Source organism: Rosistilla carotiformis (assembly GCF_007753095.1).
GTDB classification, from domain to species: Bacteria; Planctomycetota; Planctomycetia; order Pirellulales; family Pirellulaceae; genus Rosistilla; species Rosistilla carotiformis.
Genome location: NZ_CP036348.1, coordinates 2,019,066 through 2,042,545, shown reverse-complemented (window position 1 = coordinate 2,042,545; position 23,480 = coordinate 2,019,066). Strand labels below are relative to the sequence as shown.

Below are 23,480 nucleotides of genomic sequence, written 5' to 3'. Positions count from 1 at the left end.
AGGTGTATTGCTCGGACAGGTGTTCTCGATGTAAGTCAGGTATTCACGGACAGTTTATTGTTCGACCACCGACCATTTGAGGTTTACCAACAATCGTATACGACTGAAACCGGTTTGCGCCAAAGTAAGATCCTGCGCCTATTCCAATGCCGTTTGTCGTCCCGAGTAAATTGCCGTATGAGTCGTATACCAAGCTGCCCGAACCCACGACAACCTCGCCTGCGCTCAAGTTGATGGTCTTGCCTCGTCCCGCAATTTCATTCGGAAAGCTTAAGTGGAATGTCCCAGCTTCAACTTCGAAGGAACCATCAACCAACACCCCCACTCCTAGTGAATACGTTGCAACTGGATATGCGACACCTGTCGACTGGTTCGTCAACGTGCCGCGTTGTATTGCGATGGCACCTAAGGCCGTAAAACTTGTTGAAACACCTACATACGTATACGCCTGAGTTGGAGGACGCGGGATGCGAGAACTTCCATCCTTCGGCAAAGGTGTGGAGTCGTAGGCAAGAAGTGAATAGTCGTAAGTCTTGGATTTATGGCCGCTGGGGTCAATGTTCACAAGAGGTGTATTCGCCACATATCTAGTAAGATTCCCGTCTCCACCAGCAAAACCGATCGGATCCTCGCTAACAAACCTGCCAATCACCGCGTCGTAGAAGCGTGCTCGATAGTAGGAGAGCCCAACCGCCTCATCGAACTCTCGTCCGGTGAACTGATATCGCGTCGTCACACTCGCATCGGACTCCGCAACCAAATTTCCAAACGAATCGTAGCTCAAACGATTCAGCAGACGGCCATCGTCGCCGATCAATTCGCGAGTGGTGCCCAGGTGATCGGTCAAGTACCACTGGCTGCCAGCGGAACCAACAGCCTCTTGCGCCAACACCTGGTCGATTCCCGGGCCATGGAAATACCGAACGGCTAGCGCCGGTGCCTGTGTCGCGATCGATCCATCGGCATCGACAAAGTCCAATAAGACGTCTTCACGGTCGTAGACGAACATCTCGGTCGATTCGCCGCCGGCGGCGTCGCCGTTTTCATCGACGGTGCGTGCAATCCGCCGATCCAACGCGTCGTAGGTGTACGTGACCTCTTGAACGATCACATCGCCCGATGAGAAATCGGTGACGCGGAACAAGCGATTCCGATGATCAAACTCAAACGTTCGATAGTCTCCCGTCGCATCCTCCGTCCGACGAATCATGTTGCCTTCGGCGTCGTACTGGTAGGTGTACGTCCCATCGGAAAGCAATCGGTTCGCGTCGCCGGTTTGGTAGTTCGCGCCGTGGAGGTGGGAATCGAGTCGGTTGCCGTTGGCGTCGTATTCGTAGTTCTCGTTGCCGCGGATGTCGGAAGCTCCACGCGTGGCTCCGGTCAATTGGTCGCGATCATCGTAACTGTAGTTGGTCACGCCGGAGATGTCCCCGATGCGAGTGATGCGACTGGCCGAATCGTAAGCGAAGTCGTAGAAGGCCAGGACGCTATCGGTCGCGTCCGTGTGGACTAGATCGGTCAACCGATTGATTTCGTCGTAGGTGTAACGCGTGTTGGCAACCGACAAGGTGCGAGCGACGTCCGCATAGCGCTCGATCGACTCGTACTGCCCGATTTGGTCGAACGCCATGTCGACCGCTTTTTCCGTTGCCCCGCCCCCCGATTGATCCATCGCGATCGGGCGGTTCAGCGGATCGTAGGCAGTTGTCGTTGTGGCCCCCAAGCCGTCGGTGACGCTCAGCACATTCCCCACATCGTCGTAGGTGTACGTGAGGGAATGTTGCAGCGAAGGCAGCCGATGATTTGGATTCCCCGCGTCGATGGCAGCAAACGCCTGGACGCCTACGTTGGCGCTCAAGAATGCGTCGACTTGCGTGACGCGGTTGCGGGCGTCGTAGGTGTAGTCGTAGCGGCTGAAGTTGTCTTCGATGGAGAGGAGGTTGCCGGGCTTGTCGTAGGTGTAGGTGATGGTCTGCTGGAGTGTAGGCTTTAGCCGATCTTCGGCGGGCGCGTCGCCTAAAGGCTCGACTCCAGCAGCGAACCAATCTTCGGTGACCAAGCGATCGAGTTCATCGTATTGCAGTCGTATCGATCGGCCATTGCGGTCGAGCTTGCGAATCAGATTGTCGACCGGGTCGAAGTGGAAACGGGTGACGGCTCCCAGCGGATCGGTTTCGGCAATCATGCGATCGCGTCCGTCGTAGACGAACTCCGTGCGATTGCCGACCGAGTCGGTGATGGCGATCAAGTTGTTGTCGGTGTCATACGCAAACTCGGTCACGCCGCCATCGGGATCGATCGTGGCGATCCGGCGATTTCGCGCGTCGTAAACGAAACGGGTTGTATTTCCATTGGGATCGGTGATCGATGCGACGTTGCCAAAGCGATCGTACTTGGTTGTTGTTTCGTTCCCCAGTTCGTCGCGAACCGTTGTTGGGCGGTCCATTGGATCGAAAACAACCGTCGTGACGCTATTGGCGGCATCGATCGTTTCGATCGGATTGCCGGCCGCGTCGTAGACAAACCGGCTGACCGGAGATTCCAAGGGTCCCACACCATCGGGATCCGCTTCGATGACCATTGTCAAACGGTTCATCGCGTCGTACTGCATTGTCGTTCGATTGCCGTTTTCATCGACGATGGCGGTTTGATTTCCGCGGTCGTCGTATTCAAACCGCCGCGTCGCTGCGTCGACGGTGCCGACGGCAAAGGTGATGGATATCGGCAGTCCGGCCGCGTTGTAGTCGTAGTCGGTTACCCGGCCCAGAGGATCGGTGATCGTGTCGATCAGCCCGTGAGCGGCGTAGGTGATTGCCGTGACCAGATCGTCGGTCTGTCCATTGATCGCATCGTCGATTTGCCCCACGACCTCTCGAATCGCCGTCGTATTTCCGGTTGCCGGATCAAGGGTATAGAGCGTCTGTCGCCCCAGTTCATCGGTGACCGAGGTCAATTGGTTAAAGGTTGCATCGTACGTCATCCGCCGCGGCGATCCGACCTGAGCTGTTGTGCTGACATCGATCACACTGCTGATTACCCGGTAATCACCGATCGAGACCCCGTCATCGGCCGCGATCTGCAATGAATACGCTCCCGCCCGTTCGAGATCGATCAAATCGATGTCGACGCGTCCGTCGTTGCCATCGGCGAAATTGGTTGTGGAAATCAATTCACTTCCATCGGGGCCCACAACGCGGATACGCAGTGTGAGTGTGTCGGAATCGATGGTTGCGAAAAACGCGCCCGAAGCGTCTGCAATAAACTCGATTTCGTCCACCGCTCCCGCTTCGTCAATCGTCCGGTGACCTAGGTCATCATCACTTGCAATCTGTTCGGAAATGATGCTGAGCAAAGGTTCGGATATTTGGCGTGGGGCACGCTCATCGATGTTGCTGAAAAATTCCAACGTCGGCTGTGGCACCCGTTCGGCAACTGGCGTCGGCGCGGATTCGGCATTCTCCGCTAAGGTTTCCGTGACGGCATCCGCCAGTATTTCGTCGGTGACGACGGCAATCGTTTCCTCGTCCGCTTGACGATCACCCCCATCAGGAGCGCCATTGCGCGTGCCCCGGACGCGATATTCGCCGCTGCTCTGACCGTCGAGGTCGCGGATCAAAATTGTATAGTCGCCCGTCGCCGAAAGCGCAGCGGCGGTGATCGTTCCCGACGTCGCGGTCACTGCCGAATCGATCAAACTGCCGTTGGGCGAATAGAGGACGGCCTGCAAATTCGAAAATCGATTCACCACCTCTTCAAACGCGATCGAAATCGCATCGCCTGCTTGGGCGTTAATTGTAAAGGTATCGATGTCGCCAACATCAAGCGCAGCGACGACCTGTTCAGCGTTCTCAAGTGCCAGAACGTTTGCATCGGATTCCCCGTCGATTACCGTCGCGGTCAATCGGTATTCGCCCCTGTTCACGGCATCGGCGTCGCGAATCAGAATCGTGTAGGTCCCCCCGGTCGCCAGGTCGCGGAAGTCAAGGTTGGCGCCAATGGATGCTGTCGCTTGGTCGATTGGGACGCCTGCCGGATCGAAGACGATTGCTTGCAGGTTGCTGAAATCGTTGACGACCTCGCGGAATGCGAGATACAGGTCGTCGCCCGCGTCGACATCGATCGTGTAGGTATCGACATCGCCGCTGTCGAGCCGCCCGCTTGCGGTGCGTCCGCTGACCAGCGCGACCGCGTCGTCATCGGCTTGGGCATCGATCACCGTGGCCGTCAGGCGGTAGTCGCCAGCGTATTGCCCATCGGCATCCCGGACCAGAATCGTGTAGGTGCCTGCGACTGAAACATCGCTAAATGAAAAGTTGCCGCCAAGTGAAACGGTCGCTTGATCGATCTCGTTGCCCGCCGGATCGTAGATGATCGTTTGCAAATTGCTGAAGTCATTGACGACCTCGCGGAACGCGACAAACAGATCATCCCCGGCGTCGACGACGATGGTGTAGGTGTCGATATCTCCAGATCCCAAGTTCGCATTGACCGTGCGGCCACTGACCAATGCGACCGTGTCAGCATCGGCTTGGGCGTCGACGACTGTGGCCGTCAGGCGGTAATCCCCGGTGTAGCGTGCATCGGCATCGCGAACCATGATCGTGTAAAGACCGGCGGTGGAAACACTGTCCAGCGAAAGGTTGCCTCCTTCCGAAACGGTCGCCCGATCGATCTCGTTGCCCGCCGGATCGAAGACGATCGTTTGCAGGTTGCTGAAATCATTGACGACCTCGCGGAACGCGACATAAAGATCGTCCCCTGCGTCGACGGCAACGGTGTAGGTGTCGATGTCGCCACTTTCCAGGCGTCCGCTTGTGGTGCGTCCGCTGACCAGCGCGACAGCATCGTCGCCGGCGTCCGCATCGATCACCGTGGCCGTCAGGCGGTAGTCGCCGGTGTAGCGTGCATCGACATCGCGAACCAGAATCGTGTAAAGACCTGCGGTGGAAATACTGCTGAAAGTAAAATTATGCCCTATCGAAACGGTCGTCTCGTCGATCGCGTTGCCCGCCGGATCAAAGACGATCGCTTGCAGGTTACTGAAATCATTGACGACCTCGCGGAACGCGATGTATAGATCGTCGCCGGCGTCGACAGCGATGCTGTAGGTGTCGATGTCGCCAACGTCCAAATTTCCATTGACCGTCCGACCGCTGACCAATGCGACGGTATCGTCGTCCGCTTGAGCGTCGAGCACCGTCGCAGTCAACCGGTAGTCGCCCGCGTTCACTCCATCGGCGTCGCGAACCAGAATCGTATAGAGGCCTCCGGCAGCGACCTCATCGAAAGTAAGATTGCCTCCAATAGAAACCGTCGCTCGCTCGATTTCATTGCCGGCCGGATCGAAGACGATCGTTTGCAGGTTGCTGAAACTAAAGCTAACTTCGCGGAACGCGACGTACAAGTCATCGCCGGCGTCGACAGCGATGGTGTAGGTGTCGATGTCGCCAAAGTCCAAATTCCCATTGACCGTACGACCGCTAACCAATGCAGCGGTATCGTCGTCCGTTTGAAGATCGATCACCGTCGCGGTTAACCGGTAATCGCCGAAGTTGGCGAAATCGGCGTCGCGGACCAGGATCGTATAAGTGCCCGCAGTCGCGATGTCGGTCAGCGACAGATGACCTCCTGCCGATACGGTCGCCCGATCGATCTCATCGCCTGCCGGATCGAAGACGATCGTTTGCAGGTTGTTGAAACTGAAGTTGGCTTCGCGGAAAGCGACAAACAGATCGTCACCAGCCTCTAGGGCGATGGTGTAGGTATCGATGTCTCCAGCGCCGAGGTTGGCATTCACCGTGCGGCCGCTGACCAACGCAATGGTGTCGTCATCGGTTTGCGTGTCGATCACCGTCGCCGTTAATCGGTAATCGCCGGTATTGGCTCCATCGGCGTCGCGGACCAAGATCGTATAAATACCCGCGTCGGCGATGTCGGTCAGCAACAGATTTCCACCGGCAGATACGGTGGCTTGATCGATCTCGTTGCCCGCGGGATCGAAGACGATCGTTTGCAGGTTGCTAAAGCTGCTGAGGACTTCGCGGAAGGTGATAAACAGATCGTCGCCGGCATCGACCGCAATGGTGTAGGTATCGATGTCACCGCGAAGATCGATCGAACCACTGATCGTTTCTCCGCTTGCAATTTCTACGGTATCGGCGTCGGGCTGGTCATCGATCACCGTTGCGGTCAGGTAGAATTCCTGCTGACCAAACCGCGCAATGCCTGGGTCGCGGACCAGGATGGTGTAATTGCCCGATTCGGTCAGCGGTCCGCTGCGGTCCAGATCTTCAGCAAAGCGGCCAAAGGTCTGTTGGGCGACGACCGCACCCGAAGGGCTCAGCAAAATCGCTTCTAATGACGACGATGACGTGCGGCTGATCGAGACAAACAGTTCCGATCCGGCGGTAGCATCGATCGTAAACAGGTCGTAGTCCAAAGGGGGCGCGGCAGAGGCACCCTGCGGCAGATCGTTCAGTGTCGCAAACACGGTCTGACCGCTGGTTAAACGCATCGTTGCGGCGGGCCCATCGGTGGATGCCGGTCGGTCCAAAAGGATCAAATTGCCGCGATCGTCGTAGCCAAACCGGGTGCTGAAACCGCGCGTATCGGTCTCGACGGTGATCAAATTGTCATCGTTGCGATCGACGGTGGTCGAAGCGCCCTCGAAATCGATCGATGCGACCGCTTGGCCCAGACGATTCAATCGCGTTTCGGTCACGTTGCCGTTGCTGTCGACCACGCGGGCCACGGGATCGAATTGGATCGCTGCGGGGGGGGGCGACGTCGGGTCCAACGTTGCGGTGACCGATTGCAAGTGCTGAGTCTGCAGCGGTTCGAAAAACATCTCGGTCCCGTCCTTGCGGATCGACCGCTCCACACGCCCATGGAAACCGTAGAACGTCTGCTCGACATTGCCACGTTGATCGATCTCTTGGACCAAGTGGTGCTGGCTGTCGTAGCCAAAATTACGCGACGTGCCATCGGGATCGGTGATGCGAATCAAATTGCCGGCAGCATCGTATTGCAACAGGGTTTGCCGCGCGGCCGGGTCGGTGATCGCATCGACCTTCCCCAGCGCGTTGTAGGTCAACGTGGTTGCCAGACCGACGGGGTCGACGATCTTCGTCAACCGCCCCTCGCCATCGTATTGCAACGAGGTGGCATTTGCGTTGCGATCGGTGACCGACGTCATTCGTCCGGAGGAATCAAAAGCGTACGTTGTCTGGTCGGTTAGCGTCCGCACGAAGCTGCCATCGGCCAGCTTTACTACTTGAGAGAAGTCGCCTGGAGGCGAATCGTATTGTCCCGCGATGTCGGTATTCGAATAACGTATCGTCGTGCCATCCCCGTCGACCAGCAACAGCGAACCGTCGGGGTTTTCGATCAATTGTTGGATGCCGCCCAATTGCCAACCGGCGCCCAGCGGACTGTTGGACGCGTCGACATGTACGATCTCGCCGGATTGCGTAACGGTCGAACCGGTCACGCCGCCATCGGCGAACTGCATCAAACCTTGGGTCAATTGGTATTGATAGATTCCCGATGGCAGACCACGCATATCCCCTTGAATCGCCGCGGTGATATCGCCTCCGTCGTCGGGGAGCGTCCAATAATGTTGCCCCGACAAAACACCTTGGCCGTTGGCGGCGCCGTCGATTTGGCTGGTGAAATCGCCGCGTGAGACCGACAGCGACCCGACCAAACGCTGGTCGTCGCCACCAACCGCGTCGTCGAATCCAAAATGCACGATGGGCCGTGGATCGGCTGTTTCAGAATCGTAGTGCAGGGTCAGACCACGCGAGGTCCCCAACGAGGTGTAGGGGATCAACGAATGCATTTCTAGTAGCGCACCGCTGTGTAATTCAACTTCCGAGTTCGCTTTCACCGTCGCCGTACAATCCTCCGGGCAGCCCGAACCGCGCGACTGCAGTGGTTTGCTGGTGCCGCAACTCGACGGAGGACACGCTTTATCTTGGTTAGCCGGCTGAGCTTCGGGAGCACGCGGCGTTGGTGGCGGTGGCGAGGGGAAATGCCAGCTGCTGTTGCGGACGCCGCCGGAGATCGTTTCGATCCGTTGACCGTCGCTGCTGACTCGCATGTCTCCCACGTCGTCGAACTGCCCCGTCACGGGATTGATCGACCACAGATCCATGTTCGTTCCCGGTGCCCAGCCGGAGCGGTTGGGGAATGTCAATGGAGCGGGGGCCGTAAAGACCATCTCGCCCGGCTGGATCGTCAGGACGATATCGGGTTGCAGACCGGGCGGCAACGCCGCGGGGGTCAACGTCATCGGGACTTCAGTGATGCTCAACGTGCCATCAAACGAAGTCCCCTGCTGGTTCAATAGCGTGCCGGCGATGATCTCCACCGACGTGTCGGGGACCGCCGCTGTCGTGACTGTCGTATCGTTCAGCGGGTCGATGGTTTGGCCGTTGGCCAGATCCAATTTAGGCAGATAGATTGGTCGCCCAATGACGTTGTTGACGCCAACGATTGGAGGGCGATCGAGGACGAGCGGCAGCTTTTCGGCAATGTAAGGGTAGGTGGCTGCGCCCGAATAAAGTTCTCCGCGGATCTTCAGCGTGTCGCTGACTAGCGTTCCGTTACCCAGGTTCAGCGTAAAACGCCCCGACGCGTCGGTTAACACGCTGACCTGTCCAAGATCCACCTGCATCCCAGCGATTGGCGTACCGTCGACGTCGAGAACGGTGCCGCTAACACGCGTGTCGGTGTTGGGATCCGCAACGACATCCAGCACAAACGAACGTCGCGTTTCCGATGCGCCGTCGGAGGCGATGACTTCGAATTCGTAGCGGCCGATTTCGTTCGGCGTCGGCGACAATCGTAGTATGCCTTGCGCATCGATGCCGCCGCTGGGCAATACGGCGGGACCGACCGGTGCCAGCCGGTAGGTGATGCGATCTCCATCGGCATCGCTGGCTCGGAGGTCCATATTCAGCACGCCACCGGGCATCATCGTTTGCGCCGCAATCGCTGGCAACACCGGCGGCTGGTTCGCCGGTCCAATCAGGACCTCGGTTTGTAGCGTCGTGAGCAGCAGGCTTGGGTTTTCGATTTCGATTTCGATTGGAAGCGACCATTGACCTGGGCCGAGACCCGTTTCCGGAATCGCTGGAGTCAGATTGATGTAGGGAACGCCATTGTCATCGGTTCCGCTGGCGTTCGAGATCTCAACGCCGACCGGCACGTTTGGCAGCTTGACCACCGCCGGCCGTCGCGACATCCCCGACGAACTCTCGACCTGGACCGTGGCAACATACTGCCCGGTTTGCGGGTCCAGCCGGTCGCTGAGCAGGTGCACAATGAGTTCGTCGGTTGCAGCGAAGGTTTCTAAATCGATCGCTGGGCCTGGCATCGCAAGACGCGATGCTGAGGTTCGCGGACGTGGCCGTGGGGCACTTTCCTGAGGTGTTTGCACTCGCAAGGCGTTGACGCGCAGCAAGGCTTCGGAGGACGATTGGGCCGCGACGCTTTGGAAGCGGACCAAGGCTTGAGACAGTTGCAATTCCGTCAGATCGATCGACACCCGTGTCCCATCAAACTGAACTAAACCAAGCCGATAATCGGCATCGCCACCAGGATGCAGCGAGAAGATCGTTTCGCCATCGGGCACCGTATCCAGCGCCGATTGCGAAACATTGTTAGGATCGAGGATCGATACCAGCAGCGTGGACGTCGGTTCGCTGAGTTGTTCGATATCGAACTCCAACCGTGGCGAGGTGCCCGAGCCGCGTTGAATCAAATGGTCGGCTTGCACGACAAAGCTATCGCGGCTGCCAAAGACGATCTCGTCGGCACTCTGCGCCACCCAACCCTCGGCTCCCGTCGCTCCGACAACCATGGAGGGAACGATGTTGATGGCACGATCGATCTCGGTCACGTTGCCCGCTTGGTCGCTAAAGCTTACGAGAACCTGTTTCGATCCCGATGAAGGGGTCTCGGTGACCGGCATGTTGAATCGCCCGTCGGCCCCGACGATCAATGGGCGTGTCGCTCCATCGATCGATAGCGTTGCGGAGTCGCTCGGATTGGCATCGATCTGATTTCCTACCACGCGAATCGTGGGACTGACATCCGCATCCTGAGGCAGCGATGGGATCTCGACCGCTGGTGCGGTCCGGTCGACCGTCAGAACGAACGAAAACGCGGCGTGATCATCTAGAAAACCCGTCACGGCGTGGTCGCCGTCGGGCAATGGGCTGCCGAAGATGGAATCGAGTTCCGCGATCGAAAGGCTCGCTCGGTTGTCGGCAAATCGGTCGGTGATATCGACTGGCAGTCCGGTGTCGCCAACCTGCAGAGCGATCCGCGCGTCGCCAGCGGGGCCAATGCTGATTCCCAGATCGATGCGATAATCTTGGGTCAGCAGATCCAGCGTGGCGGTTGGATCCCCTATGGGGCCCGAATCGTTGGGAAGCGTTGCGGCGAGGATTGGCGTGTTGCGGTTTAACGCATTGATTACCCGCAGGGCATCTAAAGCTGTCGCGGCCCCATCCCCTGACACGTCGACAAAGTTGCCAGGCTCCGTCCGTGGATCGACGGCACTCGAACCCGATCGATTGATCGCATTGATGATCCGCAACGCGTCTACCGGTGCAACGACCCCGTCGCGGTTGACGTCCAACACCTGAAGCGGATTTTGTCCGAAGGGAACGGCCGCTAACAGTTGCCGTGTTTCCAGCTGCTCAAGCAGGCAGCGACGCTTTGCCGTTGTGACGGCTCGCCTTGCCGGTCTCATGACCAATTTCCCTCCCCAAAGCCTTGTAATCGAACACGATTGCCGAGTTGCAATCGGCCCGATTCTAATAGACTCCAGTGGGGATTGCGAGCACCTCCATTCGGTGGAGGATCGCGGCGAGTAGCATGGCGAATTCCCCTGTGGAAAGCAGGGGAGACTCCGCTGTCGTTCGACTGAGGTCTCAATTCCAGCGCAGGAAGAGCGCTGGCTTAGGCGGGAATCGAAACGAGTTCGTTATAGACGCCTTCGATGTGGTGTGCGTCGACCTGCGGTTGGTCTTCGGCGTAGGCGACCATCAAACCGAGATCGCACAGGCGGTTGATCCGGCGAGGGATCCCGGAGCTGCGCAGCTGGATCGCTTCGAGGGCTGCCAGGCTGAAGATCTTGTCGATCTCGCCACCAACGGCGGCCAAGCGATGTTGGATGTATCCGGCGGTCTGTTCCATCGACAACCGTTGCAGAACACATTTGACCGACACGCGTCCGTCCAAAGCGCGGTTGCGTTCGATCGTGCTGATCAACGTCGGATGGCCTACCAGAATCAAGGTCCACGCCGATTCGGAGCCTTCGGCGCCGGCGTTGATGTTCAGCAACAGCCGCAGTGTTTCGAGCTGTTGGGAATCGCTGAGCAGATGCGCTTCGTCGACGATCAATACCGCGTGCTTACCGGCGGCAACATTATCCTTTAGAAACGTTTGAATCCGCCCCAACGCGCCACGCATCGATTCGTTATCGTCGCCGGTGCTGCCGGTCCACTGGTCAGCGATGTAGGAGAGCAGTTGTTCGCCCGGCAACGAAGGGAAGACGACTTGGGCAACGGGGCCGAAATCGTCTGAAAGTTGGCGGGCGAAGCTGTCCAACAGGATCGTCTTACCCATCCCACTCTCGCCGCACAGGACCGCCGCACTGCGGCGATTTTCGACGCCGTATCGCAGTTTCAGCAGCGCCGTCTGATGGACTTCCGAAGGATAATAGAACTGTTCGTTGGACCAGTTTTCGAACGGGCGTTCGGTCAGATTCCAGTGGCTTTTATACATTTTGAAAATCCCCGGGCAGTTGATTCAACGTTTCGCGATCGATCTCAGGCGTCGATGCAACAGACTACGCGGCGGCATCCGCGGTGTCAGCGTCGACGTAGTTTTCAATCAGGCCAATGTTATCGATACCGACGGCGCGAATTCGACGCGCGTACGATTCGAGCGTTTCGGGATCGATCCGCCGCATGTCTTCGATCAGGACGACGGCATCGAACAGTTCATCGCTCAGCGGAATCGAGAGACCAAAGCTGGCGTGTTGTAGCGGTCCAAAATCGACAACGATGAAATCGAAGTGCAACTTCAGGCGTTCCAGCAGCGAAGCGGCACAGTGGTCGATCTGCTTGAGCTGCTCTGGCGTTTTTTCCAGCAGCGGCAGGAAGCAGAAATTGTTCGCCAGCGATGTTACCGCCACTTCTTCAATCGATACGTCTTGAGAGATCGCGTCGACCCAGTCGTTGGTCATTTCCAGCTGCAATTTTTCCAGTAACGACGGACTTTCGGCATCGGCATCGACCAATGCCACGCGAAGACCGTTGTTGGCAGCGACTTGGGCAATCGCAATCGCCACCGTCGAGCGACCGGTTTGACGGTTCTGGCTGGAGACGGCCATAGTTTGCAACCCTTCACGACTGGCACGTTCCAATTGCGTACCCATGGCATGCAGATGTTCGGCGACCAAGTTCTTTGCCACTTCCGGCAACAAGAACTCGTCCACTTCCCAGACCGGCGCGAACGCGGGCAGCGCGTCACGAGTCAGGGCAGGTGACGGTTTTGCGATCGTGGGTTCCATCGCCTTCGAGGCTTCCATTTTGGGAGCCAAGTCCAGCGTTTGCAGCTTGGCCGCCCAGGCATCGTAGGCGGTTGTTCCCGGGCGGACATCGATCTTTAGCTTGCTCGCCTCTGCGATCGGTGCGACAGCGGAGGATTCGGGGAGCGTGGGCGCCACCACGGCGGGTGGAGGCGAAGTCGGTTCGGCCGCCACGACTACCGGCTCGCTAACAACGGCGGGTTCCGCCGGAGCTGCGGTTGGGGCAACGGCGATCGGCTCCGATGGCTCAGCCACTGCAGATTCGACGGTCGCCGTCGGAAGATCGATCGTGGGCTCCAACGATTCGTCCGCGACGCTTGGAGCAGCAGGGGCGTCGACAGCAACCTTTGGGTTCGCAGGGCCGGGTTCGAAATGGGGCGCCCCCACGGCTTGCGCCGATTCGTTTCGAAAGGTCTTTCCCGAGGGTTCGTCGATCCAGACAGCAATCGTACCGTTGGTCGATTCGCTGGTGGCACCCGACGTTCCCGTGCGTTTGGCATACGCTTTGCGAAATGCCTGATCGATACTCGTGGTCATAGCTTGGTACTCAAGAACAGGTTCAACGGCTGGGAACGTAGGACTGTTGGCCAGCGTACGGTGGTTGGTTGGGATGGACGTATCCGTTTGCAGCTTGCGGCTGCGTTGGATAGCCAGGCTGTCCGTAATGGTTCTGTGCAGCGGCGTCGTGGGGTGCGTATCCGTTAGGTTGTGGAGCCGGGTTGGGATACTGTGGGGCCGCCGGTTGATTCACATAGCCCTGGCCTGGAATGTATGTCTGAGTAGGCATTTGCGGTTGTTGCAACTGCTGTTGCGCGAACTGTTGCTGCTGTTGTAATGCCAGTTGATGTTGTGCCATTTGCTGTTGAGCTAGCTGCTGTTGTTGAGCTAGCTGCTGTTGTTGAGCTAGCTGCTGTTGTTGAGCTAGCTGCTGTTGTTGAGCTAGCTGCTGTTGTTGAGCCCATTGCTGTTGCTGTTGCTGTTGCTGAGGAGCCAATTCTTGCTGTGGCTGTTGCTGAGGAGCGTAGGGAGGCGCTGCAGCATAAGGTGGATATTGCGGCGGATTCAACGAACTTGGTGCGACAGCAGTGGTTGGGTAATTGAATTGGTTGCCAGGACTAACCGTTTGCCCTGAATGCTCGGGCAGCATCGCAACGTTGGTTGGTTCGTCCGAGTGACCTACAGGCTGAACAAATTGCTGCCAGTCGGTGATCATGTCGGGTGTGCTGGTCGGTTTGTAGACCGGCGATGGCTTTGTCTCGGGCAGCGCAAGGCTGGCAACGCGCGGTTCTTCCGTCGCCGTTGTTTCAAGAGCCGCTTGGCTGTCGGTCGGATCGCTAGCTTCCTCTTCTTCGGTCGCGTCCGGTTCGGTCGCGTCTTGCGGCCCGGTGAGGGCGAGGTTGGGGATCGGGAAGGCCGGCAGTTCGGTCGACGGTTCGTCTTCGATCTCTCCCAAGCTAGGCAGATCGTGTTCGTGCAGCGATTCACCTTCGTCGGAATCGGCCGCATCGCGCTGCGCTGTCTGTACCGGTGGAGAATCGATTGGCGAAGGCTCCAAAGAGGACATCGTGGGCGAGATCACATCGATAACCGCCGCTTGCGAGTCGCTGCTTTGGTCGATGCTGGGGTGGTCGGGTTCAGCCGGTTCCGTTTGCAAAGGATTGGCTTCTGCAACGTGAACCGGTTCGTCCGAGGTTGCTTCTTGAGGATCCTCGGCCAGGTATTGGGCTTGCGATGCCGGCGGCACGTCGCGAGTGGCAATGATCGCCACGGTGGCAACCGCCAGGAACAGCAGGATCAGCACGAGACGCGATCCGACCGTTTCCATCCACGTGGCATCCGCAGGTTCGTTTAACGGAGGCAGCTCCGGCAGTTCGCCATACACATGGCTGGGATCGATCCGTTGGTAGACTGGCTCGGGAGCCGGTGCCGGTTCAGTAGCAGGCGTTGTGGGAGGGGGGGCGTCGGAAAAATCGATGCTTGGTGCAACGCTCGGCGCAGCGTCGACAGGCTCGACCGGTTGCGGGCGATCGTTCAAGTCGGGGATGCGGAATAGCGTTGGCAATCCGCCACCCGTCGGTCGAGACGATGGGCGTGGTCGGTGAACCGTCGGTGGGGTGGACGTTGACGACATCTGGTCATTCCTTGACACGTGGCGTTTTGCCAGCCTGGGGATTTTCTGGCCGCGCTCTGCGAACCTAATCGCCGCACAAGCTCCTCTATGTATCGGTATCGGTACCGGTTACAACGATCTTGAGCGATTTAACGAATAGTCAATCGAGAAAGACAAGGCAAGATCGATCGATTTTGCCGGTTGGCGCGACTCGTCGAATTGTTCTCGTTTGCATGCATTGCCGTAATGACAGAATGCCTCGCGTCCCTCAGACTGTAGGCGTGCATTTTGCCACGGCTGAACCTCCCCCCACAAATGCCGTACAATGCGGCGCCCGATGATGCCGACACAGCGGCGTCCGGCGGATGGGCAAGAACTAAAACTACTCAGAGATAGCAAATACTTTCCATGACCAACCCTATCGATCTACTGCCTCACCTGATTCGAGAACGTATCCTGATCCTCGACGGTGCGATGGGAACAATGATTCAGCGGTTGGGTCTGGACGAAGCGGGGGTGCGTGGCGACCGGTTTGCCGATCACCACAAAGATCTCAAGAACTTCTCCGATATCTTATGCCTGACCCACCCGGAGAAGATCACCGATATCCACCGCGCTTATTATGAAGCGGGAAGCGATATCGTTGAAACCAACTCCTTTGGCGCTTCCCCCGTCGGCATGGTCGAATTCGACCTGCCGTTGGAATTGGTCGACGAGATCAACCACGCCGCCGTTGCATGTGCTCGCAAAGCTGCCGACGAATGGACCGAACGGACGCCGGGCAAGCCGCGGTTTGTCGCCGGTTCGATCGGGCCGACGACGCAGCAGTTGGCGATCAGCACCCAAGTCGATGACCCGGCGTTTCGCAGCACGACCTTCGAAGCGATGGTCGCCAGTTACAAGGCCCAAGTGAAATCGTTGGTCGAAGCGGGAGTCGACATCCTGTTGCCCGAGACGGCGATCGACACGTTGAACCTGAAATCGTGCCTGTTTGCGATCCAAGATTACTTCGACGGCGGTGGACGCCGCGTGCCTGTGATGGTCAGCGGAACGTTCGACAAGGGAGGCCGGACATTTGTTAGTGGCCAGACGGTCGAAGCCTTTGTGACTTCGCTGGCTCACTTTCCTTTGCTATCGGTCGGCATGAACTGTGCCCTCGGCCCCGATGTGATGCGTCCCCACGTCGAAGAGATGTCGCACGCGACAGGGATTCCGGTCAGCTGTCACCCCAACGCGGGGCTGCCCAACGAGATGGGGCAATTCGACCTCGATCCGCCCAAAATGGCGGAGATCGTGGGCGAATACGCCGACAACGGCTGGATCAACATTTTGGGTGGCTGCTGCGGTACGACTCCCGATCACATCCGCGCGATGGCTCAGCGCGTCGAGGGCAAACGGCCCAAGCAGGAACAGACCGGGCCGATCTACACACGACTGTCGGGCCAGTTGCCGATGGTGATGCGTCCCGAAATTCCGTTCACGATGATCGGCGAGCGGACCAATGTGACCGGCAGCAAGAAGTTCGCTCGACTGATCCGAGGCGATCAGTTCGACGAGGCGGTCGAGGTCGCTCGCGAACAGGTTCAAAACGGTGCCACGATCATCGACATCAACTTCGATGATGCCCTGTTGGATGGTGCCGAAGCGATGACGCGGTTCCTGCGTTTGATCTCCGGTGACGACGTCGTGGCGTCGGTGCCCGTGATGATCGACAGCAGCAAATGGGAAGTCATCGAAGCGGGACTGCGGAACACGCAGGGCAAGGCGATCGTCAACTCGATCTCGCTGAAAGATGGCGAAGAGGAGTTCCTGCGTCGGGCGCGATTGGTTCGCCAATATGGTGCCGCCGCGGTCGTGATGGCTTTCGACGAAGAGGGCCAAGCGGCCGATGAAGACAACAAAGTCCGGATCTGCAAACGGGCTTACGATCTGTTAACCACCAAGATCGGTTTCCCACCCGAAGACATCATCTTCGACCCCAACATTTTGACCGTCGCGACGGGGATGGACGAGCACAACAACTATGCCGTCGATTTCGTCAACGCGGTGTCTCGGATCAAGAAGGAATGCCCGGGAGCCAAGACCAGCGGCGGCGTGAGCAACATCAGCTTCAGTTTCCGCGGCAACGACCGCGTCCGCGAAGCGATCCACAGCGCCTTCTTATATAAGGCTGTCAAAGCCGGTTTGGACATGGGGATCGTCAACGCGGGGCAGTTGGAGGTCTACGAAGAGATTCCCAAGGACCTGCTGGAACATGTCGAAGACGTGTTGTGGAACCGCCGCCCCGATGCGACCGACCGCATGCTGGAGTTCGCCGAGACGGTCAAGGGAGATGGCAAGCAGAAGGCGGGCGAAGACCTCGCGTGGCGCGACGCTCCTGTCATCGAACGGATGAAGCATGCGTTGATCAAGGGAATCGATAAGTACATCGTCGAGGATACCGAAGAGGCGCGGCAGCACTTCGATCGCTGCCTGCACGTCATCGAAGGGCCTCTGATGGCCGGTATGTCGGTCGTCGGGGATCTGTTTGGCGAAGGCAAAATGTTCCTGCCGCAGGTCGTCAAAAGTGCTCGGGTGATGAAAAAAGCAGTCGCTTATCTGGAACCATTCATGGAGCAGGAAAAGCGAGAAGCGGGGATCGAGAGCCACGCGGCGCGGGGTACGTTCCTGATCGCTACGGTCAAGGGAGACGTTCACGATATCGGCAAGAACATCGTTGGCGTGGTGTTGCAGTGCAACAACTACAAGGTGATCGACCTTGGCGTGATGGTCTCCAGCGAGACGATTCTTGAAGAGGCGGTCAAGCACAACGTCGACATGATCGGCTTGAGTGGGCTGATCACGCCGAGCTTGGACGAGATGGTCCACGTCGCTCGCGAGATGAAACGAAAGAAGATGACCTTACCGCTGTTGATCGGCGGAGCGACCACGAGTGCCAAGCATACAGCGGTTCGCGTCGCCCCGGCGTACGATGGTTCGGTGTTCCACGTATTGGATGCCAGCCGCAGCGTCAACGTGGTCGAGAAGTTGATCAGCGCCGAGCATCGCGACGCCTACATGGCTGAAAATGTCGAGCTGCAGAAGAAGTTGGTCGCCAGTTACCGCGACCGCCAACAGAAGCTGGTCCCCTACGCCGAAGCGTTGGAAAAGCGTTTCGCCACCGATTGGCAGACGGTACAAATCGATAAGCCCGCGTTTACGGGGACCAAGACGCTTACCGATTTCCCGCTGGAGGAGATCCGCCCGTTTATCGATTGGTCGCCGTTTTTCATGACTTGGGAACTGAAAGGCAAGTTCCCCAAGATCTTCGACGATCCGTCGGTTGGGGCGCAGGCGAAGGAGCTGTACGAAGATGCCAACCGCGTGTTGGACGAAGTGATCGCGGCCGGTTCGCTGCGAGCCAACGCCGTCTACGGCTTCTGGCCAGCCGCCAGCGATGGCGACGACGTGATCCTGTACACCGATGAATCGCGTTCGGCGGAATTGACTCGCTTCCATTTCTTGCGTCAGCAATGGGAACGCAAGGGACAATCGGACTTCCGTTCGTTGGCCGATTACATCGCGCCGATCGATTCGGGACGCGAAGACTACATCGGCGGCTTTGTGGTCACCGGCGGCTTGGGGGCCGAAGCGTTGGCGGCGAAGTACCGGGAGGAACTGGACGATTACAAAGCGATCATGGTTTCAGCGGTTGCCGACCGGTTGGCCGAAGCGTTTGCCGAACTGATGCACCAACGGGCTCGCGAGGATTGGGGCTTCGGCAAAACCGAAGGCCTTTCGACCGAGGAGTTGATCGCCGAGAAGTACCGCGGAATCCGTCCGGCGGCAGGTTATCCCGCCAGCCCCGACCACACCGAGAAGCGAACGCTGTTCGATCTGTTGGACGCCGAGAAGCAGACCGGCGTGGAGCTGACCGAAAGCTACGCGATGACGCCCGGTTCGAGTGTCAGCGGACTCTACTTTGCCCATCCGGAGTCGCGGTATTTTGCTGTCGATCGAGTCACCAAGGACCAGATCGAAGCCTACACGGCACGGAAAGGAAAGCCGTTGTCGGAAGTCGAACGCTGGTTGTCGCCAAACCTGGCGTATGAACCCTCCTGATCTCGAGGGTAAGTCCTCCCCGAAAAGCTCGCTGAAGGCTCGTTTTCCGACCCTCCCGGCTCCGCCGGGCGGGTGAAGCCTCCGTTTGCGGAGAGGTATGCAAAGCGGTGGATTGGGAACTTATTCAGCTCGCAATCAGTGGACGCGTTGGCCAGGGAGAGCTCCTTCGTCGACGCCGAGCACAAAGACTTCGGCGCCGCCGGGACCAGCGGCGGTGACCATCCCTTCGCTGAGTCCAAACCGCATCTTGCGTGGCTTCAAGTTGGCGACCATCACGACCAATCGGCCGACCAGTTGCTCGGGCGTGTAAGCCGCTTTGATGCCCGCGAAGACGCTGCGGGTCTCGTCGCCGCCGAGGCTTAGCGTCAGGTGCAGCAGTTTGTTGGCTTCAGGCACGTGTTCAGCTTTGATCACGCGGGCGACCCGCAGATCGACCTTGGCGAAGTCGTCGATCGTGATCTCGTCGGCCAGCGGTTCGTCCTTCAGCGGTTGATCGCTGTCGTTCCATTGGTTCGCGGCGGGGGCTTCGGATTCGGTTGCGGCGGATTCGTCTTTGCTCTCGTCGATCATTTTTTGCAGGTCCTTAACTTCGATACGTTTTAACATGTGTTTGAACTTCGCCACCGGAGTTCCCAGCAGCGGCGATTGGCTCTGCTGCCAACCGGTGATCGGATCGCCCAACAGTTCGCCACACTTCTCGGCCAGCGATGGCAAGACCGGCGCCAGGTAGACGCACAGCTGGCGGAACAGGTTCAGCCCGACGGTGCAGACGTCGCGCAGTTCGGCTTCCCGCGCGGGATCCTTTTTCATCTCCCACGGCTTGGCGTGTTCGACATACGGATTGGCCCGATCGGCCAATTCCAAGATCAATCGCATCGCCTTGCTGTAGTCGCACGCTTCGTACGCCGCGGCAATCTCGTCTCCCGCATCGGCCGCCCGTTGGAACAGACCGCCGTCGTCGGGATAAGCTTCCGACAGGCCCAGTTGATGCGCGAACTTGGCGACTCGCGACGCAAGGTTGACAACTTTGCCGACCAGATCCGAATTCACCTTCTCAGCAAACTCTTCCAGCCCCAGGTCGAGGTCTTCGACGCGCGAGGTCAGCTTCGATGCGTAGAAGTAACGCAGGTAGGTCGGATCAAAATGTTCCAGGTACTTTTCGGCCGAAACCAACGTCCCGACACTCTTGCTCATCTTATGGCCGTCGACCGTCAAGAAGCCGTGGATGTGAACCTTCGTCGGCAGCGTGAAGCCAGCCGTCTTCAGCATCCCCGGCCAGAAGAGCGTATGGAAATAGGTGATGTCTTTGCCGATGAAGTGATGGATCTCGGTGTTCGGGTTCTGCCACCAATCCTCCAGCTTTTCGCCGTTGGCGTTGCACCATTGCTGGGTGCTGGCGACGTAGCCGATCGGCGCGTCGAACCAGACGTACCAGTAGTTGCCGGGGCTGTCGGGGATCTCGAATCCGAAATAGGGAGCCGGGCGAGAGATGTCCCAGTCGCGAAGGGCATCGCTGAGGAAGTGGCCTAACAAGTAGTTCGCCGTCTCGCTCTGCAACGCTCCCGATTCCTTGACCCACTCGGCCAGGAAGCTGTGCAGTTGTTCCAGTTCGACGAACAGATGGGTCGCTTCGCGCAGCTCCGGTGCCGCGCCGCTGAGCGTGCTGACGGGATCGATCAGATCGGCGGGGCTGTAGGTGTGACCGCAGGCCGAGCAATTATCGCCCGGCTGGTTGGGGGCATTACACTTTGGGCAGGTGCCGCGAACAAATCGATCGGCCAAAAACGTCTGCTCTTGCGGATCGAACAGCTGTTGCACCGGACGCTCGACGATCAGGTTGGCGTCTCGCATCGCTTGCCAGAACCGACCGCACAGCTGACGATTTTCATCGCTGTGGGTGCTGCCGTAATGATCGAATTGGACATCGAAGCCGGCGAAGTCGCGTTGATGCGATTCCTGCATCGCCGCGATCAATTCCTCTTCGCTGCGGCCTTCGCGACGGGCTCGCATCATGATCGCGGTGCCGTGCGTATCGTCGGCACAGACGTAGATGCAGCGGTTGCCGCGGAGCTTCTGGAAACGAGTCCAGATGTCGGTTTGGATGTATTCGACCAAATGCCCGATGTGAATCGGCCCGTTGGCGTACGGCAAGGCGGCGGTGACCAGGATCTGTCGCGTCATTTTAAGTTCAAGTGCAGTTTGCTGGCGAAATGGATGGCGAACAACCATAGAGGCCAGCATTGTAAAGAAAAGCTGCACGACGCGAAGGGCCTGGGGTGAGGTCGCGTGATTTGCGGGGCGATTCCGCTGCAAATCACGCGGTTCCTCGAATTCTTCCCGGCCGTGGACCTACAGTTCAGCCTGCTTCTTCATCGCGGCAACTTCGGTTTCCAGCTTGTCCAGCCGATTCAGGATCCGATCGAGTTTCTCGTGCATCGTCTTTTGCTCGGCTGCCATCGCTTGAGCGGCGGCGGGCAAGCGGACCTGCTGTTGGGCTCGGTTTCGCAGCGTCTGGACCTGTTTTTCGATCCGCTGTTTCGCTTTCATCAGTTCGACAGCGACGTCGGCCGGAATTTCGACGCCCGATTCGATGATCGCTTGTTCGATCGATTTCGCCAGTTCCTGACCGGCGGGAGCGAGTTCCTCGAAGTCGAAGTTGAACTCCTTGCCGTCGGGACCGATCACTTGGATCTCTCCTTCGACGCCGGCATCTGAAGTGATGCTCTTGCCGATCAGCGTGCTGATCGTGACCGGCAACGCGTCGAGTTCCTTCAGGATTCCGTCGTCACCCAGTTGCATGATCTTGCTGAGATTCAAAACGCGGCGACGCTTGATGCCACGACGCGGCGAATCGCCGTCGACCTCTTCCCCCTCCGCCACTTCGACGCCAGGCAGGTCGCTGACATCGACCTGGCCACCGGGACCGACGTGGATCACTTTGCCGAAACTGCGAACGACGATCGTCGTCTCGCCATCCTTCGATTCGACCTTCACATGGGTGCCTGGCTTGCGAGTCTCAGCGTCGGCCGGTTTGGCCGCCGCATCTGCCTCCGCTTCTGCTGGGGCGTCGGCGTCGGGGGCCTCTTCGGTGTCGCTTGCCGCGGGAGCCGGAGGGACAGGAATCGCTGGAGCCGCACCGTCGTCGGCGTTTGCTGTAGGAAGCGATGCCGTAAACAGCAAGGCGGCGATCGTCAAAGAGTACATCGATTTCATTTCAATTCTCCCAAGGAAGTTGGTTAGCAAATTCAATTCGGTAAAACGTGGTCGCGGTCGGTGCGCAGCATCCAACCGGGAGACCACACCGCAAGCGGTGGATCGTTCGAGTTCAGGACGCTGCACCGCAGCTAGGGTTTGACGTAACGCAGGTTCGCGTTGTGTGTCGGTACGGCGTACTGCTCACCGTCGTCGGTGCTGAAGACATAGATCAGCGGCTTCTCTTCGACTTCCCAGCCATCGCTGCGGAGCTTCGATTTGGCTTGGTCGCTGAAGATCGGTTCGCGTTGGGCGCCGCGGAACAGTTCAGCCAACAGGCTTCCCAATTGGCGAGCGGCTTGGTTTTCGGGAGTTTCCGATTCGGGAGGCAGCTCCACAAACCGTGGATCATGTTTGGGGCTGGCCGCAGGAGCGGCGGGGCCGCCGTCCTGCTGCAGCGCGATCTGCGTGTTGCCGCCGGTCTGCGGTGGGGCCTGCGCTGGTGCGATCACCTCGGTCGCTGTCGGTTGCGATTCGGCAAACTCACGGTTCACCGCATCGTCGCGACCGATCGCTCCCAAAAAGTAGCCGCCGACGGCGACCGCTGCGATCGCCGCCGCCATGGCAAACGCCGCACCACGGGACTTCGCCCGCGGCGGGTGCGAAGCGACTTGAGCGGCTGGCGTCGGTTGGCTTTCGGGAAACGAAAACTGAGCCAACGCATCGCTGATCCGGCGGTGTTCAACCAGCGCCAACGCGGCAGCTCGGTAGCGAGTCGGTTCGATTTCGCAGCGAGCCAGAAAATCGTTCTCCTCGGCAACACTCATCTCGCCGGCGGCAAAACGTTCCAAAGTTTGTTCGTGTTCGGGATTCATGACAGATCCTCTTGGTCGATTCCACGCTGGGTCAACATTTGCCGCAAGCGTTTTTTCGCTTGGGCGACTCGGTATTGAACGACATGTTCGGCGACGCCAAGGCGCTGAGCCAATTGCGGGTAGGTCAATTTCTCGACGAACTTCGCCAGCAGCACGCCGCGGACCTCGGGCTCCATTTCGTGCAACACCTGGCGGACCAGATCGCGTCGTTCCTGGTCCATCAACCAGAAGATCGGGTCGTTTGCGGCGGAGCTATCGGGCGACTGATGGGCGTAATCTTTGTTCAATCGATCGCGACGCATCGCCGTGCGGTTGGCCAATGCGGACTGCCGGATGGCGATCTTGCACAACCAAGGAGCGAGCGAACTGTCGTCGCGCGGCCGATGATCACTCTTCGCGATCGCCAGCAGAACCTCCGAATAAACATCCTCGACGGCACTCGCTAGCGTGGTCCGCGCCTGGATCACCCGCAGCAGCCAAGGGCGATGCCGGTCCAGCAGTTCGTGGATCTCGTCGGCGATCATGCTCACGCGGTCTACCAGCAACAAAGGTGTGAAATCGGTCGGTTCACAGCGATTATTGCCGTCGCGGAGGA

Annotated in this window: 9 protein-coding genes; 1 reads left to right on the top strand and 8 read right to left on the bottom strand. The window is 58.7% G+C overall.

The features are described 5' to 3' along the window. Window positions 1–43 precede the first annotated feature (43 nt). The 4 genes from Poly24_RS07570 to Poly24_RS07555 all read right to left on the bottom strand — a co-directional run bounded on the left by Poly24_RS07570 (window position 44) and on the right by Poly24_RS07555 (window position 14,738). Window positions 44–10,762 (bottom strand): RHS repeat-associated core domain-containing protein, encoded by a 10,719-nt coding sequence (locus Poly24_RS07570; RefSeq protein WP_145092769.1) that lies wholly within the window; start codon window positions 10,760–10,762, stop codon window positions 44–46. A 209-nt stretch (window positions 10,763–10,971) separates the two neighbouring features. Further along, window positions 10,972–11,799 carry an ExeA family protein gene (locus Poly24_RS07565; RefSeq protein WP_145092766.1) on the bottom strand — a complete coding sequence of 276 codons (828 nt, stop codon included), beginning with the start codon at window positions 11,797–11,799 and terminating at the stop codon, window positions 10,972–10,974. Between the two features lie 64 nt (window positions 11,800–11,863). Further along, window positions 11,864–13,144, bottom strand: a complete 1,281-nt coding sequence (locus Poly24_RS07560; protein WP_145092764.1) for an AAA family ATPase — start codon at window positions 13,142–13,144, stop codon at window positions 11,864–11,866. Between the two features lie 22 nt (window positions 13,145–13,166). Then, the gene (locus Poly24_RS07555) at window positions 13,167–14,738 is read right to left on the bottom strand and encodes a hypothetical protein (protein WP_145092761.1); all 1,572 of its coding nucleotides are present in this window, start codon (window positions 14,736–14,738) and stop codon (window positions 13,167–13,169) included. A gap of 387 nt (window positions 14,739–15,125) precedes the next feature. On the opposite strand from Poly24_RS07555, the gene metH reads away from it, so the two are divergent. Next, a complete protein-coding gene (gene metH / locus Poly24_RS07550) occupies window positions 15,126–18,818 on the top strand; it encodes a methionine synthase (protein ID WP_145092758.1) in 3,693 nt (1,230 codons plus the stop codon). Between the two features lie 135 nt (window positions 18,819–18,953). Here the strand turns inward: metH and metG are convergent, their stop codons facing one another. The 4 genes from metG to Poly24_RS07530 form a co-directional block, all read right to left on the bottom strand. Continuing rightward, window positions 18,954–20,999 carry a methionine--tRNA ligase gene (metG, locus tag Poly24_RS07545; protein WP_145092755.1) on the bottom strand — a complete coding sequence of 682 codons (2,046 nt, stop codon included), beginning with the start codon at window positions 20,997–20,999 and terminating at the stop codon, window positions 18,954–18,956. A 168-nt stretch (window positions 21,000–21,167) separates the two neighbouring features. After that, window positions 21,168–22,031 carry a hypothetical protein gene (locus Poly24_RS07540; RefSeq protein ID WP_145092752.1) on the bottom strand — a complete coding sequence of 288 codons (864 nt, stop codon included), beginning with the start codon at window positions 22,029–22,031 and terminating at the stop codon, window positions 21,168–21,170. A gap of 131 nt (window positions 22,032–22,162) precedes the next feature. After that, window positions 22,163–22,885, bottom strand: a complete 723-nt coding sequence (locus Poly24_RS07535; protein ID WP_145092749.1) for a hypothetical protein — start codon at window positions 22,883–22,885, stop codon at window positions 22,163–22,165. Continuing rightward, window positions 22,882–23,409: an RNA polymerase sigma factor gene (locus Poly24_RS07530; protein ID WP_231753618.1), complete on the bottom strand. Its 528-nt coding sequence runs from the start codon at window positions 23,407–23,409 to the stop codon at window positions 22,882–22,884. The genes Poly24_RS07535 and Poly24_RS07530 overlap by 4 nt, the downstream gene beginning before the upstream one ends. Window positions 23,410–23,480: the final 71 nt, after the last annotated feature.